This window comes from Butyrivibrio sp. (genome assembly GCF_015056685.1).
Classification (GTDB): domain Bacteria; phylum Bacillota; class Clostridia; order Lachnospirales; family Lachnospiraceae; genus Butyrivibrio.
The window spans coordinates 1-18,084 of record NZ_SVFW01000066.1 but is presented as its reverse complement, the minus strand read 5'-3'; the positions used below and the strand labels follow the sequence as shown (position 1 = coordinate 18,084).

General features: G+C 38.6%; 10 protein-coding genes. 6 read left to right on the top strand and 4 right to left on the bottom strand.

Going from position 1 to position 18,084, the window contains the following annotated elements:
- The 4 genes from E7303_RS16680 to E7303_RS16665 all read right to left on the bottom strand — a co-directional run.
- The coding region (locus tag E7303_RS16680) for a carbohydrate ABC transporter permease (RefSeq protein ID WP_292146554.1) at positions 1 to 863 on the bottom strand (863 nt) is incomplete at its 3' end.
- Positions 863 to 1,912, bottom strand: a complete 1,050-nt coding sequence (locus tag E7303_RS16675; protein ID WP_292146552.1) for a carbohydrate ABC transporter permease — start codon at positions 1,910 to 1,912, stop codon at positions 863 to 865. The genes E7303_RS16680 and E7303_RS16675, both read right to left, overlap by 1 nt.
- 84 nt (positions 1,913 to 1,996) lie before the next feature.
- On the bottom strand, positions 1,997 to 3,334 hold the full coding sequence (locus E7303_RS16670; RefSeq protein ID WP_292146550.1) for an ABC transporter substrate-binding protein: 1,338 nt from the start codon (positions 3,332 to 3,334) through the stop codon (positions 1,997 to 1,999).
- 433 nt (positions 3,335 to 3,767) lie between these two features.
- On the bottom strand, positions 3,768 to 4,778 hold the full coding sequence (locus E7303_RS16665) for a LacI family DNA-binding transcriptional regulator (protein WP_292146549.1): 1,011 nt from the start codon (positions 4,776 to 4,778) through the stop codon (positions 3,768 to 3,770).
- 205 nt (positions 4,779 to 4,983) lie between these two features.
- On the opposite strand from E7303_RS16665, the gene E7303_RS16660 reads away from it, so the two are divergent.
- The 6 genes from E7303_RS16660 (at position 4,984) to E7303_RS16635 (ending at position 17,959) form a co-directional block, all read left to right on the top strand.
- Positions 4,984 to 5,958, top strand: a complete 975-nt coding sequence (locus E7303_RS16660) for an adenylylsulfate kinase (protein ID WP_292146548.1) — start codon at positions 4,984 to 4,986, stop codon at positions 5,956 to 5,958.
- 44 nt (positions 5,959 to 6,002) lie between these two features.
- Positions 6,003 to 7,658, top strand: a complete 1,656-nt coding sequence (locus E7303_RS16655; RefSeq protein WP_292146547.1) for an alpha-amylase family glycosyl hydrolase — start codon at positions 6,003 to 6,005, stop codon at positions 7,656 to 7,658.
- A gap of 147 nt (positions 7,659 to 7,805) precedes the next feature.
- Positions 7,806 to 9,425, top strand: coding sequence for a helix-turn-helix domain-containing protein (locus E7303_RS16650; protein ID WP_292146544.1), 1,620 nt, complete (start codon positions 7,806 to 7,808; stop codon positions 9,423 to 9,425).
- 284 nt (positions 9,426 to 9,709) lie between these two features.
- On the top strand, positions 9,710 to 11,254 hold the full coding sequence (locus E7303_RS16645) for a hypothetical protein (RefSeq protein WP_292146542.1): 1,545 nt from the start codon (positions 9,710 to 9,712) through the stop codon (positions 11,252 to 11,254).
- A 1,320-nt stretch (positions 11,255 to 12,574) separates the two neighbouring features.
- On the top strand, positions 12,575 to 16,222 hold the full coding sequence (locus E7303_RS16640; protein ID WP_292146541.1) for a DEAD/DEAH box helicase: 3,648 nt from the start codon (positions 12,575 to 12,577) through the stop codon (positions 16,220 to 16,222).
- 618 nt (positions 16,223 to 16,840) lie between these two features.
- A complete protein-coding gene (locus E7303_RS16635) occupies positions 16,841 to 17,959 on the top strand; it encodes an aldo/keto reductase (RefSeq protein ID WP_292146540.1) in 1,119 nt (372 codons plus the stop codon).
- Positions 17,960 to 18,084: the final 125 nt, after the last annotated feature.

Genomic DNA, 18,084 nt, shown 5'->3' with positions numbered 1-18,084 from the left:
TTCACGGCGCCTTCGATCATGCCTTCCATGATCTGCTTCTGGGCGATGAGGAAGATTATGATCATTGGAATAATTGCAAGGAGCGCTGCGGGAAGGATTCTATCCCAGCTCTTTACGTATGATCCAACGAATTTCTGAATGGCGATAGGAATCGTCATTACTTTACCATTTTGGCCAAGCATCATTGATGGAAGAAGATAGTCGTTCCAGATCCACATGCCGTTAAGGATTGTTACTGTTGTAATAACAGGAGTTAAAAGAGGGAAGATGATCTGGAAGAATGTCTGCTCCGGAGAACATCCATCGATTGAAGCGGCTTCTTCAAGATCAAAAGGCACACCCTTGATAAATCCGGTTAAGATGAATACTGTCATGGCACCGCCAAATCCAAGGTAAGCAAATACGATACCGGGAATTGACTGAAGCATTGGAATTCCAATGAACTTTCCGACATCTCTGAAGGTAGAAATAAGTGGAAGCATTACTACCTGGAAAGGAATGATCATTGATGCGATGAAAGTAAAGTAAATAACTGTTGACCAAACTGTTTTGTTACGGCAGATTACCCATGCTGCCATAGCTCCAAAGAGTGATAAAAGAACAAGTGAGATAACAGTTATAAGGGCTGATGATCCAAATGAACTCCAGAAGAGGAAGTTGGGATCGTTTATTACAGCCTTTATGTTCTCGAGAAGCTGTGAAAAACTTGCTCCTGCAAAGCTTACAGGGTTAGAAGTAATGTCTGCAGTAACTTTTCCTGAGTTGATAAGAAGCAGGAAGAATGGGAATAATACATAAATTGCAACGATAACTGCTATGATCAGTCTGATCACAACGCTGGATGTTTTTTCTTTTGTATGCATTATAATTCAACCTCCTTCTTATTAGATATACGAACCTGAATGATTGAGACAGCAGCCAAAATGATGAAGAAGAGAACGGCTTTTGCCTGACCAAGTGCATAATCATTGTTGATAACTGCTGTAGTGTAGATGTTAAGTGCCAACATCTCTGTTCCGTTAGCAATATAGTTGCCAAGGAACTGTACTGAGCCCTTACCATTTGTAAGAGCAAGGTTAACATCGAACTGCTTGAACGCAGATGTAAGTGTAAGGAAAGTACAGATTGTGATAGTTGGTGCAATCATTGGAAGCTTTATATTGAAAAGAGTCTGCATTTTATTTGCACCATCAATGGCAGATGCTTCAAGGACATCACCGGGGATAGTATTAAGACCTGTGATATAGATGAGCATTATGTAACCTGCATACTGCCAGATATATACGATAATTATAGCGACGAACGCTGTATTTGTATCCGAAAGCATTGAATAAGTTCCAGTGAACTTAGTTACTACATTACTGAAAATGAACTGCCAGATATAACCAAGTACGATTCCTCCAATAAGGTTTGGAAGGAAGTAAGCTGCTCTGAAGAATCCAAGTCCCTTGATCTTTGAGGTGCAAAGAAGTGCTAAAAGGAAAGCAACAAGGTTAACAAGGATCATGTTAAATACTACAAACAAAAAGGTTAAAAGTGTGGACCACAAGAATGCAGGCTGTTTAAACATTCTTGCATAGTTGGAAAAACCAACGAAGTTTTTAAGCCTGATGCCATCCCAATCGGTAAAAGAATAACCGATACCAAGGAACAGTGGAATAATAACTGTTACAAGGAAGGCAAACAAAAGTGGAAATAAAAATATGAAATTGATAATTGCACGGTGGTGCTTAAGAGTTGGAAACAAGTACAATCCTATGAAGAATAGTAGGATTCCGCACACGAACATGGCTCCCCTAAACACATTTCCGGTGCCGGCAATCGACAGACCCAAACCAACTATTGTAAGCACAATTCCTGCTATAAGGCATATAAATGATGATGCCTTTCTCCCTATAGAAAATGTACTCATAAGTGATCCCCCTTTCCGTGAGGCAAAAGTTCTTTTGATTGATAAAAGGGCAGGACACGTGTGCCCTGCCCAAATTACTTCTTATTACTGAGCGTAGTAAGCAGAAATTACCTGAGCCATTGTTGATACAAATCCATCAGCATCAAGTTTGCCCTTTGCATAATCTGCAAATACGTTACATATCTCGTTCTGGAGACCGTCTTTCTTAAGCATTGTGTGCCATCCTGAGTAGTTACCAGCTGTGATGTAGCTGTTCATGCTCTTGTAGAATGGGTTAACAGCTTCATACTGGCAATCATCGAAAGGAGATACAAGACCAGCATCATTTACAAGGATGTTCTGGGCTGAATCGCCAGCGCACCAGTTAAAGAATGCCTTTGCGCCTTCTACGTTACCATTTGAATATGCTACCCAATATGAAGGTGGTCCAGCAATGATTGTGTTGATTCCATCTTCAAATGCATATGGAGCAAATCCACACTCGAAGTTTACATCTGCAGGAGATGTTACACACCAGTTACCCTGTGTGATGAATACATACTTGCCTTCCATGAAGCCGGCACGCTGATTTTCGTATGTTCCGTCTACAAGAAGAGCTGGGTCTGAATACTGATTCATCATGCCGATGAACTCAGCAAATTTCTTCATTCTTGCTTCATCAATCTTTCCACCATCGTTAAGAAGATCGATGTATGTTGTATCGTCAGCCTTAAGACCAGCATCAAGGTACTGACCAAATACGTGAGTACCTGAAGACCATCCAAGGTTTGTAGGCTCTGCACACCAACCAAATACAGCTGTGATGCCAAGCTCATCCTTCTTGGAATCAAGTGTTTCACAAGCAGCCTTCCAAGCGTCAGGGCTTGTAAGTGTAGAAGGATCAATTCCTGCCTTTGCAAGGATATCAGCGTTGTAACCAAGAGCTGTAGCCTCTACAGTGTAAGGGAATCCGATTGTACCCATTGTAGAATCAACAAGTTCGAATCCAGTCTTATTTGTCCACTCCTCACCTGAAAGGTCAGCGAGCATTCCGTCCCAGTTAGCAGCCTGGTTAGCTTCGATAACGAAGATATCTGGCATGTTGTCAGCCTGGTACATTTTCTTAAGTTCGTCAGAAGCGTTTGTGTCGCCACCGATTGTCTCAACTGTAAGTACGTTGCCTGTCTCTTCAAGATACTTAGCAGCAAGAGCCTGCATCTGATCGTTGATCTCTGGCTTACCATTGAGAAGACGAACAGCTTCCTGAGTTCCTGCTACTTCGCTTGTAGCTGCTGCAGTCTCAGTAGTATCAGCTGACTGAGTCTCTGTCTGAGCTTCAGCGTTGTCAGATGATGTTGTTGTGTCAGCTGCTGTTTCTCCGCAAGCTGCAAGTGAAAGAACCATTGAGCCTGCAAGAAGAACTGACATGAGTTTCTTTTTCATTTTGTTTCCTCCTTTTTGTTGCTTTGTGCAAATTGCCATAACTTATTTACTTTTTGGCGGTTACTTTTGCGCATAAGTTGTACGCTATAATCAAATTATCACAAAAAGCCTAGAAATTCAAGGCGGTTTGCTAAAATTAATATTGACCAGTTGACTAATAACCGCGGAAAATCGCATGGTTAAAGGATTGTTACAAATTGAGAAAAATGTAAAAATATAATAAAACGTATTAAAAAATTATAAATAAACGTAAAATCAGCATGCTTATGCGCGTAAGTTGTGTAGTGAAATGTGACAAGAAAAACTTTATGCTTTGTGATTTGATTGTAAAAAATACAAAGAAACAAAATGCGAAGGTTGTTTTTTTCTCAGTATTATTTGACAAGAAATAGAAAAGAGCCCGCTGTAGAAGCGGGCTCCGGAATAATATGACTTAAATTTTTTTAACAGTATCACGAATTACCAGTCGTGTTGGAAGAACTATCTGATTTGGAGTCTTTATCTTTTTGAGTTGTTTTAGCAAAGTATCTGCGGCAACTACACCTTTTTGCTTTACATTCTGATGAACAGTAGTAAGAGCAGGTCTGTGAAGCTGCCCCAGCATATTGTCATCAAAGCCGGCTACAGAAATATCGTCGGGAACGGATATGCCTCTGTCGGCAAATGCAGCCATGAGCGTTACAGCATACAGGTCAGAGACGCACATTATGGCAGTGAACTCTTTTGACTTCTCACATATCTCTTCCAAACTTTCAGGCAGGTCTTTTGTGTGAGGTCTTATCTTCAGGAAGTTAGAAGGGCTGTATTTTATCTTTGCATCTTTTAAAGCTTTTTTGTATCCGTTTAATCTGGCAAGGTCTACACCGTTAGTGTTATCTGAAAGGAAGGCAATTTTTCTGTGCCCTTGCGATATCAGGTAATTTACCATTTCGTAGGTACCCTGTTCATCATCAAGGCCGACATTTGTGAAGTGCTTAAGGCCCTCAATACTGTAGGTATCAATGCAAACGATAGGTTTTTTATATTTTTCGCTGACACGGATTCCGTCATCATTTAGCATTCCGAAAAGGATAAGTCCGTCAACATTCCAGGTGGAAACGTGACGCATTATCTCAGCGGTATCACTTGAAATGTAGAGCATCATGAAATAGCCGGCGTTTCGTATAGTCTCTTCCACACCACCTATCAGCTCTGATACGAACGGATCCATGATAAGATTCTCATACTTATCGGCACGGGCTTTAAGCGCCAGGCCTATGATCTTTGATTCATTTTGTGCAAGGTTTCTTGCGCTGATGTTTGGGACGTAATCAACCTTATCCAAAAAATCCTGAACAATTTTTTTAGTATCGTCAGATACTTCACCGGTTTTTCCATGAATAACATTTGAAACCGTTGTAGTACTCATATTTAGTTGTTTTGCGATCTCTTTAATAGTTATCATTTTTTATTTTTGGTCTTTACAAAGAAAAAAAGTTATTGTATCTTGTGTTCAAAATAACATGGCTCAGTATGTATTGTCAAAAAGAAAAGTGTGTACAATTTATTTTTTTGACTTTGCAGGCTATGTGAAACCCGCATAAATACGTGATTCTGGCGGTGTTATGTATTTGTGTGTTTATTTCGATTTGAGGAGTAGAAGGAGAATTATGAATACACAATATAGCAGAGTATCATCTTCAAAAGATGTTCTTGAAAAACTTGATAATGCAAATAACATTTTGACTGATTTAATTATACCTGATGATATACCTCACGGAGATATGCCGGGGGATAAAATTGAGATTGGTGAAAGCCATATAAAAAAAGCAAAAACTATTTTTCCAATTCTTATTAAAGAATTAAAAGAGAAGATGAGTGCTAACACATATAATCGTGCCGTTGTGGCAGTTTGCGGAGGATCAGGAGTTGGAAAATCCGAGATTGCATCACTTCTTTCATATTTACTTGAGCAGGCTGGAATCGGTAGCTATACAATGTCCGGCGATAATTATCCACACAGGATCCCTATGTATAATGACGCTGAAAGACTTCATGTGTTTAGGGAGAGTGGAATAAGAGGAATGGTTGACGGCGGCGTTATGAATCCTGAAAATTTCGCTAAGGTTAAGGAATGGCAGATTGCAGAAGATGATGCCAACAAGGCTCATGTTGAGACTGACAGCTGGTTCAAAGCATATATAGAAGCTGGCGAAAAAGGACTTGATAACTACCTTGGAACACCAAATGAGACTGATTTTGAAGAAGTTGATCAGATAATGAAAGCATTTAAGGATGGAGCTGACAAGCTCTGGCTTAAGAGAATGGGAAGAGATGAGGCATCTCTTTGGTATGATGAAGTAGATATGTCTGCTAAGCAGGTTCTTATCGTTGAGTGGACACATGGTAACAGCGATTATATGACTCAGGTTGATATTCCGGTTCTTTTGAACAGTACTCCGCAGGAGACACTTGAGCACAGAAGATCCAGAAACAGAGATGGAAAGCTTGACAGCCCATTTACTATGATGGTACTGGAACTCGAACAGAATAAACTTGTTAATCAGGCGCATAAGGCTAAGATAATCATCACAAAAGCCGGTGAGATCATTAGCTATGATGAGTTCAAAAAGCTTATGAAATAATTTGATTGATCAAACATTTTGACATATTTTTGAAAGGAAATGATATGAGTAGATTTGTAGACAATGGACCTATGTTAAATGCCTACCCTGATAGTATGGGTGGAACTCTGGGTGATATTGTATCAGTACTGTCAAAAGATGCATTCAAGGATGTTTTTCAGTCATTTTACATTCTTCCAAGTATCTTTAACACAGATTTGGACAGAGGTTTTTCTGTAATAGATTATGGTATCAATGAGCAGCTTGGCAGCAAGGAAGATATAGAAGCGTTAAAGGCACTTGGAATCAACCTTAAGCTTGATTTCATTCTTAATCATGCTTCAGTTCTTTCTCCACAGTTCCAGGATCTTGTTAAAAATGGTGAGAAGTCAAAATATGCCGACTTCTTTATTAACTGGAACAAATTCTGGGATGGTTATGGCGAGATGACCGATGAAGGCTATATTCAGCCTGACCAGAAATATATAAAGGATATGTTTTTCAGAAAACCCGGACTTCCTATACTTATGGTACGTATGCCTGATGGCAAGGATGTTCCCTACTGGAATACATTCTATCAGGAAGTGCAGTACAAGAGACCTGATGCGCAGGACCTTATGGAAAAGATGGATATTCAGTATCTTTCTGCACAGAGATTAGCTGAAAAAGTCTGCGAGGGACTTGATGAGGGAAAGAAGCCTGCTGAAATTGATTACACAGGTTTTGAAAAATATAAAGATGCAGTTGTTGATTATTTAGAGTCTGGAAGACGATATCTCGGACAGATGGATCTTAATATTAAATCTGATCTCGTTTGGGAACATTACAGAAATACACTTAAGAGTCTTTCAGGCTATGGCGCAAGTATCGTTCGTCTTGATGCCTTTGCCTATGCTCCTAAGGAGCCAGGTAAAAAGAACTTTCTTAATGAGCCTGATACTTGGGATGTGCTTGAAAAAGTTAAGAAGCTTGCTGATGAGTTTAATGTATCTCTTTTACCTGAAATTCATGCAAGCTACAGCGAGAAGATTTATGAGGTTGTAGCAAATAAAGGCTACATGACTTATGATTTCTTCCTTCCGGGGCTTCTTATCTACGCTATTGAGAGCAAGTCCGGAACTCTCCTTAAAAAGTGGGCTGATGAGATTCAGGAGAAAAAAATCCGTGTGGTTAATATGCTTGGTTGCCACGATGGAATTCCTCTTCTTGATCTTAAGGGAATCCTTCCTGAAGAGGATATCCAGAATATGATCGATACAATTGTTGGTCGCGGGGGATTTGTTAAGGATCTTCACGGTGCCAAGAATATGTACTATCAGGTAAATGCTACTTATTACAGTGCACTTGGTGATGATGACAAAAAGATGCTCTTTGCCAGAGCAATTCAGATGTTCATGCCGGGTAAACCTCAGGTTTGGTATCTTGATCTGTTTGCAGGCAAAAACGATCATGAAGCTGTAAAACGTGCAGGTGCAGGCGGACACAAGGAAATAAACAGAACAAATCTCACAATTGACCAGATTGAAGCTGCAATGGAAAAAGATGTTGTAAAAAAACAGCTCGAACTGTTAAGGTTCCGCAATACATGCCCGGCATTTGGATTCGATGCCAATTTAAATGTAACCGTGGATGGAACAAAGATGAAGTTTGTTTGGGAAAACAACGGTCAAAAAGCTGTGCTTGATGCAGATTTTGCTGATTACAGTTATAGTATTTCTTGATTTAATTACCTTAAAATTCCAAGAAGAAGTCCGAACATAATAAGATGTTTGGACTTCTTTTTGGTTTTAAATAGCTGATTTTGGATGTATTTGGTGTTAAACTAAATAGAAAGATACTAAATAACGTAAAAATATAGAGGGGATTCCATGAGAGCCAAAAAGATATTTTTCACTGCAAGAGAAGTTATCATCATGGTGATTTTTATAGTATATCTTTTTTCATATATTACGTTCTCAACCATGACCAACAAGAATTCTACAGAATATCTTTTAGCAGATCAGCATCTGATGATGTACTATGTTGATCAGCTGTTTTTTCTTGTGGGCCTGATTATCTTTTTTGTTACATGGGAAAAGCTAAAAAACGATGGATTTATGAATATATTGCTTAGAGCATCGGCCGTGCTGTTTTTGGCACTTGCAGCGATTATGATGTTTTACCCCAGCAGCTTTGCATTTTTGTATCTGGCTCCATTGGCAAATATTCAGATAGGTTTTATTGCAGGGGCTTTTAATTACTATATTTCAATGGCACTTTTTGGGGTTAAAAATCTTGGAAAGCTTGTGGCATGTGGGGCTGCTATGTCGTATCTTTTACAGTATATCACCCAGATACTTTCAGATAACAGGCTTTTGATTCTGCTATTTATTTTTGCCGGCGCAGGAATCATAGCTATTTTGGTAAAAAGATCCTGGGAGTGGGTGCTGGCTGATTGTATACCGACTTATGAGGATAGTAAACGGGGTACACTTGAGAGGAAAAGAAACAACGATAGCCTTAGGACTATAGTTATCATGTCTGTTTTGGCTATTTTACTTCTCACATATTATGACAGCATGCTCATAAGACTTATGGTGAATTCAAATCTTGAGTTTACAGCTTATTCATGGCCAAGGCTTTTTGCTATTGTCGGGTATCTTATCATTGGAGTTGTGGGAGACTATAAGGATGGACGGTTTGTGAATATTACGTTGTTTGCTCTCATACTTTGGGTTGTTTTGTCTCCTGTTATTTTCATGGATAATCCGATGAGCAATCTTAATATGTGCATATTTTATGTTGTTGTCGGCGCGACCATGAGCTATTTGTATGTGATGTTTTGGAGTATAGCGCCTTTATCATCTCATCCTGCGCTTGTTGCGGGAACAGGCAGGGTAATAGACTGCGCAGCAGGTGTAGTATTCTCATTTCTGCCATGGGCAAAAATGTCTACAATGCAGATACTGATATTGTCAGTGGTCGTAATTACCATTCTGTTTATCAATCTTGTATATAGCGGAGACTTTGTAATTGGGAAAAAGAGCGAATTTATAGAATATGAACAGATAAGCATTAAACAGCATGATTTGGATGATGTTGCAGGTGAAGATAATAAAGCTGAAAGTAACATAGCGAAACAGGAGCCCAAAGAAATTGAGCTGATCAATTTAAGCAGAACATTTTCAGATTCTGGTAGTGACAGTAGTGACGGTGCACAAGATATAGCCTTAAGGCAACGTGATGATGAAAGTGACGTAAATGTAGTAAAAAGCAAAGGAGAAGATGACACACTTGTCAGAATTGTAAAAAAATATGGCCTGACGGCAAGAGAAACCGAAGTTCTTGAGCAATTGTTATTTACTGAGAAGTCTGGACAGGAAATAGCTGATACTTTATATATATCCAGAAGAGTTTTGCAAAGGCATGTATCTGCCATTTATGAGAAAACCGGTGTAAAGAGCCGAGTAGGGCTTTTTAGGGTATATCATGATGAAAAAGATAATTAAAATGAGGATATTTTTATCGTTTCACATTAAAAAGCCTTAAACAGTGCAGGAAAGCCTGCACTGTTTATTTTTGCTTAACATTCTTTAAAATCATTTAAGAATCTCCAAAAAGGGCATAAATACTAAGGATTTAGAAAGGGGTCGCAGATGCGTCCTTATTTTTTTATCTTGAATTGGTCAAAATTAACTTATGCGTGGTTAGTGCAGCGGCAAGCGGAGGTTTTAACAAGGATGTAGATATCCCCAGCGCCGCAAATACATTTTCTTAATAGGAGGACGTGTAAATGAACAGAAAAATTCTAATGAGAGTAACATCCCTGGCAACAGCAGCCTTGTTTGGTTGTGCTTTTGCTGTAACATCAACATTTGGCGGGAATGTTATCACTGCCAGAGCAAATGGACTTACTCAGACAGCTGATGCCAGCAAGGTAAGTTATGGAACCACATCGGAATCTGACATAGCTCTTTTGAAGCAGATCTTTGATTTAAACTATTACAGGAAAAATAATCCTGAGCTTGAGGCCCGTTTTGGCGATAACTATAATGCCTGGTTTGAGCATTTTTACAGATATGGAATATATGAAGGAAGAACATGCAGTGAAAATTTTGATCCATCAGCTTATGCATCTGCCTATTCGGACCTGAAGGCTGCCTTTGGAAGTAATATTCTTGAATATTACAAGTTCTATTTGACAGAGGGCAAAGATGATCCTAACAGACAGATTACTACACTTAAGCAGTGCGCTGATAATGGTATCACAGTACAGGCGCTAACGGACAGTGAAGTTAGAATCACACCTCAGTTATATGCGGTAGCAGAAAAGTTTGGAACACAGGACTTTAAAGCAGTTTCTACAGTTGTTCAGAGAGCAATTGTTGAGGCAGCAGCTGTAGGTGGAACAGCAGTTATATCAAACGGTGAAGAAAGCGTTGTGATTACTGATGATGGTAGCTCATCATCAAATACATCAGATCAGAAGGCGGAGACACCGGCTTCATCTGATTCTGCTTCATCCGGATCCTCAGAAGAGACTAAGCCATCATCTGATTCTGACGTATCCGGCTCATCAGAAGAGACAAGTGGCGGCTCTTCAGGATCATCTGAGACTCCGACTGGTGGAAATGAGAGCGGTGCAGCAGGTATTATAGATAAGTATACGGTTGTTAAGACCATATCTCTTGCTAATGCAGAAAATGAGTCGTGGCCAAGCGATGGATTTGATATAATGATCTTTAAAGGTAGTAGTGCAGGATATGGGGCTTGGAATTATACCAGTAGTTGGTCGTCTGAAAGTGGAAACGTGAATGAATACGTGTTAAAAGAAAAAACAGATGATTATGACTATAATGGTGATACTACCAGAAATGATATTGATGATTCTATGGGAACTAAGGTTGCATATATTCCAGTATATGTTAAGGATGCACACACAACTGATGCTGAAAAGTTTAGTGATGGAACACCATGTTTTAATACTGAAATAGATCAATACATGAATCCGGGGGTAACGGCTGAAAAACCTATACCATCAGGAAGTGCAGAAAAGGTTAGCGGAACAGCTTTATCTGGCGAAGGCGATGATGCATACGAGTATCCTTATAGCTTTGTTATAGATTCAAATGGAAATACTAATACAAGTTATGAGGTAGGAGTAAGTTTTGGAGATACTTCGGACGAGAATAAAGTTGAGGTATCAGTTGCTATTGTTAGCGAAGATGAGAGCTTTGCAATAGAAAACAACTACACAATTGATACAGAAGCAGCAACTTCACAATCCGGTGATTCTGGCTTTGTATATGACCCAGACTACAGCTTGCCAGAAGGATAAAACTGTAAATAATAGCTAAATAAGGGCCGAGGAAAAAATTCGATATTATTCTGTCAGGTTCTTAATTCATATTTCGTTGTAGATTAGGGAGAGTATTCAGATGAGTGCAATTAGCATACATCAGAGTACTCTCTTTTTGTATATGCGTAAGTAGCTGGCTCCATATGTCACCATTGACTGAGCCTGAGGAAAACGCCGTCTATACCTCGCCGACGGTGAGGATGATGGGAACAGTAGATTTTCTCGCACCGTCGGATTCAGCATTGTAGCGTTTCCATCAGAACCCGTCAAGGGCAAGCACCTGGCGGTGTGGCTGGGTGTCATTGCCTCAGGCTCTGACTCCGAGAACAGTAGGGGGTGGCTACTTTCAAAGATGTATGTGACTATATGTCTGCGTCTTTCGATGTAAAGAGAGTGAAGATTCTGTTTTGGAAATATAGCCTGATTTTTGAGCTTACGACACCATGCGACTAGGTTTTTGACTTGCGATTTTGGGTATATACGGCATTTTTGAAGTTTACACATCCTTTTATAGATGATTGATTGTCTCGAATCACTCATCCAATGGATGTGGCAATCCATTTTTTCTCGTATATGCCCGTTTTCACTTCCTGAAAATTTTGTCTATGGATGTGTTAACTTAAAAAATATGACTATATACCCAATTCACTTTGACAATCCGAATTTTCTAAGTTCAATTTCATTCAGTCCATATGATCGTGAAGAATAATGGGTTGGGCATATAGCGCTTTGTAAAGCTTCCAGCCGCCTCTGATTCTTACTATTTTGGGCATATAGCAGCTTTTTGTGAGGCCAGCCACCCCGATATTGTCTTTATAAAAGAGAAATTGGGCATATAGGCCGATTTCAAGACTCGAGCCACCCGTTAAAAGGTGGCTGCGGACGGATAATTACCGTATATGCCCAATTGCCTACGATAAAAGCCATAATGAGGGGTGGCTGAAAGCCTGAAATCAGGCTATGAGCCCAAAAGCAGCTTAATTGCAGGTGGCTGAGCTATTGAAAACGAGCTATATGCCCAACACAGAATTGCAGCTCTCCTACAGCGGGAACCACGGGCATATAGCCCTATATATTTTGGAAAGTACCCGTACCTGCAATTCTTAGTCCTACATATTCTAGGAAGTATCTGCATCTATTATTCTTAGCCATACTCAGCCTTAAAAGTAGCCATCCCTACTGTTCTCAGAGTCAGATACATATTGACTTTTGGATAGATATTATATACTGACAGTTAATGTGCAACATGATAGAATATCCTCTGTGTTACTAATAACATAAAATAGAGGATTCTTTAATATGAATAAGAATTGGGGAAGGCTTTTTTACTCTCATATTTTACAAAGGGGAAAAGAGTATTACAAAAGTGGGAAGGTAAAGGGATTTATTCAGAAGAAGGATAGCTGTATGGCCAGGGTCCTTGGGACTCACATTTATAATGTCGCTATAAAAGGAATTGATAAGGACTATCCGGAGATGCAGTGCAGTTGTGCATATGCGAAAGGTGGAGAGAAGTGCAAACATGAAGCGGCTGTTCTTTATTATCTGGAAAATCAGACAAAATCTGAGAATAATAGTGACTATAAATTTAAAACAGCAGCCGGCAACACGTATTTTAATATTGAAAGAGTAATTGAAGACTACGATATTGATTCAGAGGATATTGAGGAAGCAAGAGACCTTATTTTGAGTGGAAACCTTGTATTGGATAAGGTTAACACAATGTACATTCGGTCCTACAAAGGTGAAGAGCTTGCTATAGAGTTTTTGGGGAAGCTTTCCGGGAATAGATCATATCCTGTTGATGTAAGAGCATTTTTTACAAAAGACAGAATGATGACAACTGATTGTTATGCTGAACATAAGAGTAATCGATATTATGGATATTACGCCTACGATCATTTGTGCGAGCACAAGCTGGCTCTTTTACTCTTGGCTGATGAATATATAGCCAAATTTAATCCGGGCGATGCAACTGATTTTCGTGGCGATCAGATACTCAAATCCTATAGGCGAATTGCTGCGATTCAGAAAATTGAGGATGAGGCTCCGAAGAGTAAAACTGTACATCTTGAACCACGACTTATTATAAATACCGGTAAAAATGCGGTGTATCCACTTTCTATTTCCTTTAAAGTTGGAATGGAAAAGCTCTATATTTTGAGAAATATACCTGAGCTAATTAACGCTAAAGAGACAAGCGGCGGATATAAACTCAGTAAATCTGCAATGATATCTTTTATGGATAACGACTTTGATAACGATTCGATTAATCTTTACAGAATAATTGAAAAAGCCAAGGCAAATGCAGACTATCTAAGCGATAAGATGAGCAATTCCAGGTATTATTACAGCAAATCTGATTTTCAGTTCAAGGAAAAAGTTGATCTTTCTCCGGATATTCTTGACGCTTTTTATGATGCGTCCTGCGGAAAAAAAATAGAGCTGGTGGGAGGAAGAAAAACCTCCGGCGTCAAACTTGTTGATGGTCGTATTAAAATTTATGTCCATATAAGGGAACTTAGTGAGGAAAATGGGAATTTTGCAGGACTATTTGTTTCTGCATCACTTCCTGTTGTCATGAAGGGCAAAAACTATGATTATATTCTCGATGAAGACAGGTCTGTTTTTTCCAGGATTACTGACACTTCACCAATTGTAAAATCACTTATGAGTAATGCGGATGAGACAGGAAATTTATCTTTTACAATCGGAAAAAAGAACCTTTCGGAATTCTACTACAGATTACTGCCGGAGTTAATGGATTGTCCGGAAATTGAGGTTGTGGAAAATCCCTCAGGTGGATATGAAAAGTTCCTGCCGCCGGAGTGTCAGATTACCTATTATCTTGATGCAAATGAGGATAATATAATCGGAAAAGCTACAGCAAAATACGATGATGAGGAGATTGAGCTTCATCAGTTAAGAGATGAAGACTTTCCACTGCCTGAATCCAGAGATATTAATTTTGAGCAGAATGCGGTAAAAACTGTTATGAAATATCTTCCGGAACAGTTTTCAGGTGAAAATACTTTTTACTGCGAAAAGTCAGGAGATAATACTTTTGAACTTTTAAGTGAAGGTTTAAAAGAACTTATGGCTGTAGGAGAAGTTAAGACCAGCAAGGATTTTGAAAGGCTTAAGATCAGGAAGGCTCCTACTATACGTCTGGGAATTTCTGTTGAGAGCGGAATACTTAATCTTGATGTTTCAACTGATGATATGACAGAAGATGAACTCTTGGATCTTCTTGAGAGCTATCGCAAGAAGAAAAAGTTCTTTAGATTAAAAAATGGTGAGTTCATAAGACTTGAAGCTGACGATACGCTGGAAGAGTTGACAGCTACAATGCAGGCTATGGGAATCTCTGCAAAGGAATTTACAAAAGGAAAGCTTCATCTTCCTGCCTACCGTGCTATTTATATTAATAAGCTGCTTGAGGAACATGATGAGATTGCTTCAGACAGGGATTCAAATTTCAAATCCCTAGTAAGGAATTTTAATTCTGTTAAAGAAAGCGACGTGGAAGTTCCGGAAAGCCTTGCAAAAGTGCTAAGAGGTTATCAAACTTACGGATTTAAGTGGCTTTCAATGCTATCTGACCTTGGATTTGGAGGAATACTTGCAGATGATATGGGACTTGGCAAGACGTTGCAGGTTATTACATTATTGTTAAGTAAAAGCCGGATTGCCAAAAAAGAAAAGAAGAAAATAAAGTCTCTTATAGTATGTCCTGCTTCCCTTGTATATAACTGGGAAGAAGAATTTAAACGTTTTGCGCCTGAAATGGATGTCAAAACTGTAACAGGAACCCAGTCAGAAAGAAAAAAGCTTTTGTCATCCAAAAAACTTTCTGAGGTGTTTGTTACATCATATGATCTTTTAAAGAGAGATATTGGATTATATGAAGGCTTAAGTTTTGACTTTGAGATCATTGATGAAGCACAGTTTATAAAAAATGCATCGGCAGCAGCTTCAAAGTCGGTTAAAGTAATAAACGCTGTTCATAGATTTGCGCTTACAGGTACACCTATTGAAAACAGATTAAGCGAGCTTTGGAGTATATTTGACTATTTGATGCCGGGATTTCTTTATACTTATGACAGATTTAAAAGTGATTTTGAAACTGCCATAACCAAGTATAAAGATGAAGAAGTGACAAAACAGCTTAAAAACATGGTGGGACCATTTATTTTAAGAAGACTTAAGGAAAATGTACTTAAGGATCTTCCTGAAAAAATGGAAGAAATCAGATTTTCAAGATTTGACCCGGTTCAGAGAAAACTTTATGATGCTCAGGTTACGCACATGAAGCGCGTGCTTGAAAGTGAAGATTATAAATCAGGAAAAGACAGGCTTAAAGTTCTGGCTGAACTCACCAAGATCAGACAGATCTGCTGTGACCCAGAGCTTATTACAGCGGGATACAAGGGAGAGTCAGCTAAGAGAGCATCATGCCTTGAATTGGTTCAAAGTGCTATAGATGGTGGACATAAGATACTTCTTTTTTCACAGTTCACGTCTATGTTTGAACTATTGGAGAAGGACTTTAAGGCGGAAGGAATAGAGTTTTATAAGATTACCGGTCAGACTCCAAAAGAGGAGAGAATTAAGCTGGTTCATGCTTTTAATGAAAATGAAGTACCATTGTTTTTGATATCACTTAAAGCAGGTGGAACCGGGCTTAACTTGACGGGGGCAGATGTAGTAATACACTATGATCCGTGGTGGAATCTTGCGGCACAGAACCAGGCTACAGATAGGGCTCACAGAATTGGGCAAACTAAGAAAGTATCGGTATTTAAGCTTATTGCAAAAGATACAATTGAAGAAAAAATTATTGAAATGCAAAATGCAAAGAAAGACCTTGCAGATGCGATATTAAGTGGAGAGAGCGAATCACTTATGAATCTTTCCAAAGAACAGCTTATTGAACTGCTTGGTTAAACACAACAACTCACCTTTGAAAACAATGTTTCATGGGTGAGCTGTTTTTTTGAAATTAATAATCTGAAGTGCAGTAACTATGCGCGATTTGGCATTTTGCCACACTTCACAAAATGTTCAAAAAATATTTTATGTAAAACTATTTACAGAACAAAAACATTATGATATTTTATCAAACGTTGTTTGAATCTGCTCAACTAGAGCAAGGATGATACAGGCAGTGTGTCTAATTCACTGTAAGTACTATTTAAATCTGGTGTCATCCAATTCTCATTAACGCTAAATATATAAGAGAGTCTTTTTGGTTGTTTGTAATTTTCTGTGCTGGCGAACATGGAAATTTTACGTTCTTTCTTGCCTCTTTTCAAGGTGGCAATCCGTTTACAAGCTTACTGCGGAACCTGGCATGTCTTTTCTCTTATATATTTAGCGGATTATCAAAAAATGTAAATAATGGTTTTTTGGTCATAAAGAAAAATGATGACATAGTAATAAACAATGCTGTGGGCTTGGATTTTTTAAAGTATAATATAATTGAATTTGAGAATCCTAATGATGAATTAAATATTGATGTTTTACAACGATTTGAATAAATAATTCACACTTGGAGGATATGCCATGAAAAAACTAGGCTTTGGGACAATGAGACTGCCGCTTTTTAATTCTGACGATCCGACGTCGATTGATATTGAACAGACCAAGAAAATGGTAGATTTGTTTATGGATAGGGGCTTTATGTATTTTGATACAGCATATCCTTATCACGGTGAGAAATCGGAAGAAGCTGTTAAGGAAGCACTAGTAAAAAGGCATGCAAGGGACAGTTTTGTATTAGCTGACAAGATGCCCATTCTTCGCGTCAAAAAAACTGAAGATTATCAAATGTTTTTTGATGAACAGATAAGGCGTTGTGGCGTGGATTATTTTGATTATTATCTACTTCACAATTTGGGAAGAGACAGATATATCAACACTGAAAAATATGGTGGATTTCCATTTATTGAGAAGCTTAAGAGGGATGGCTATGCTCGAAATATTGGCTTTTCCTATCATGATAATGCTGAGACTTTGGACAAGATCCTGACAGAACATCCTGAAGTTGATTTTGTTCAGTTACAGATAAATTACCTTGATTGGAAAAGCCAGGTGGCGCAATCAGGGGCTTGTTATGAAGTGGCAAAAAAACATGGCAAGAAAGTCATGGTAATGGAACCGGTAAAAGGCGGGACACTTGCAAAACTTCCTGATAATGCCATGAAATCTTTTAACGAATATTATGAAAAAGAAAATCAGCATATTCCAACTCCGGCATCACTTGCGATAAGATACGCTGCATCATTAGATGATGTGGCAATTGTTTTAAGCGGAATGAGTAATCTTGAACAGCTTGACGACAACACTTCTTATATGCAGGAATTTAAGCCACTTACGGATGGTGAAAAAAATCTGGTTGAGAACATAACGGATATCCTTAACAGTACGATTAAAGTTCCGTGTACCGCATGCAAATATTGCTTGGAAGAATGTCCGAAAAACATAAATATTCCTGATTACTTTGGACTACTTAATTTATATGCAGTTACTGGAAAGACAACCGGAATGTATTACGAACGTTTTTCAATGAACCATGGAAAGGCTTCTGAGTGCTTGAAGTGCGGAAAATGTGAGAATATCTGCCCTCAGCATATTAGTATCAGGAAATTCCTTGATGAATTTGTGGATTTATATGAAAAATGATATATAAATAGTGGATATCTTCAGGGAGCCGCAGAAAAAGAAAAAGTTTGATAGTGTCAAATGATCTATGAAAAAACTGAGTCAAAAAAATAGGCTCAGATGAACCTTGAAAATCGCAGATATTT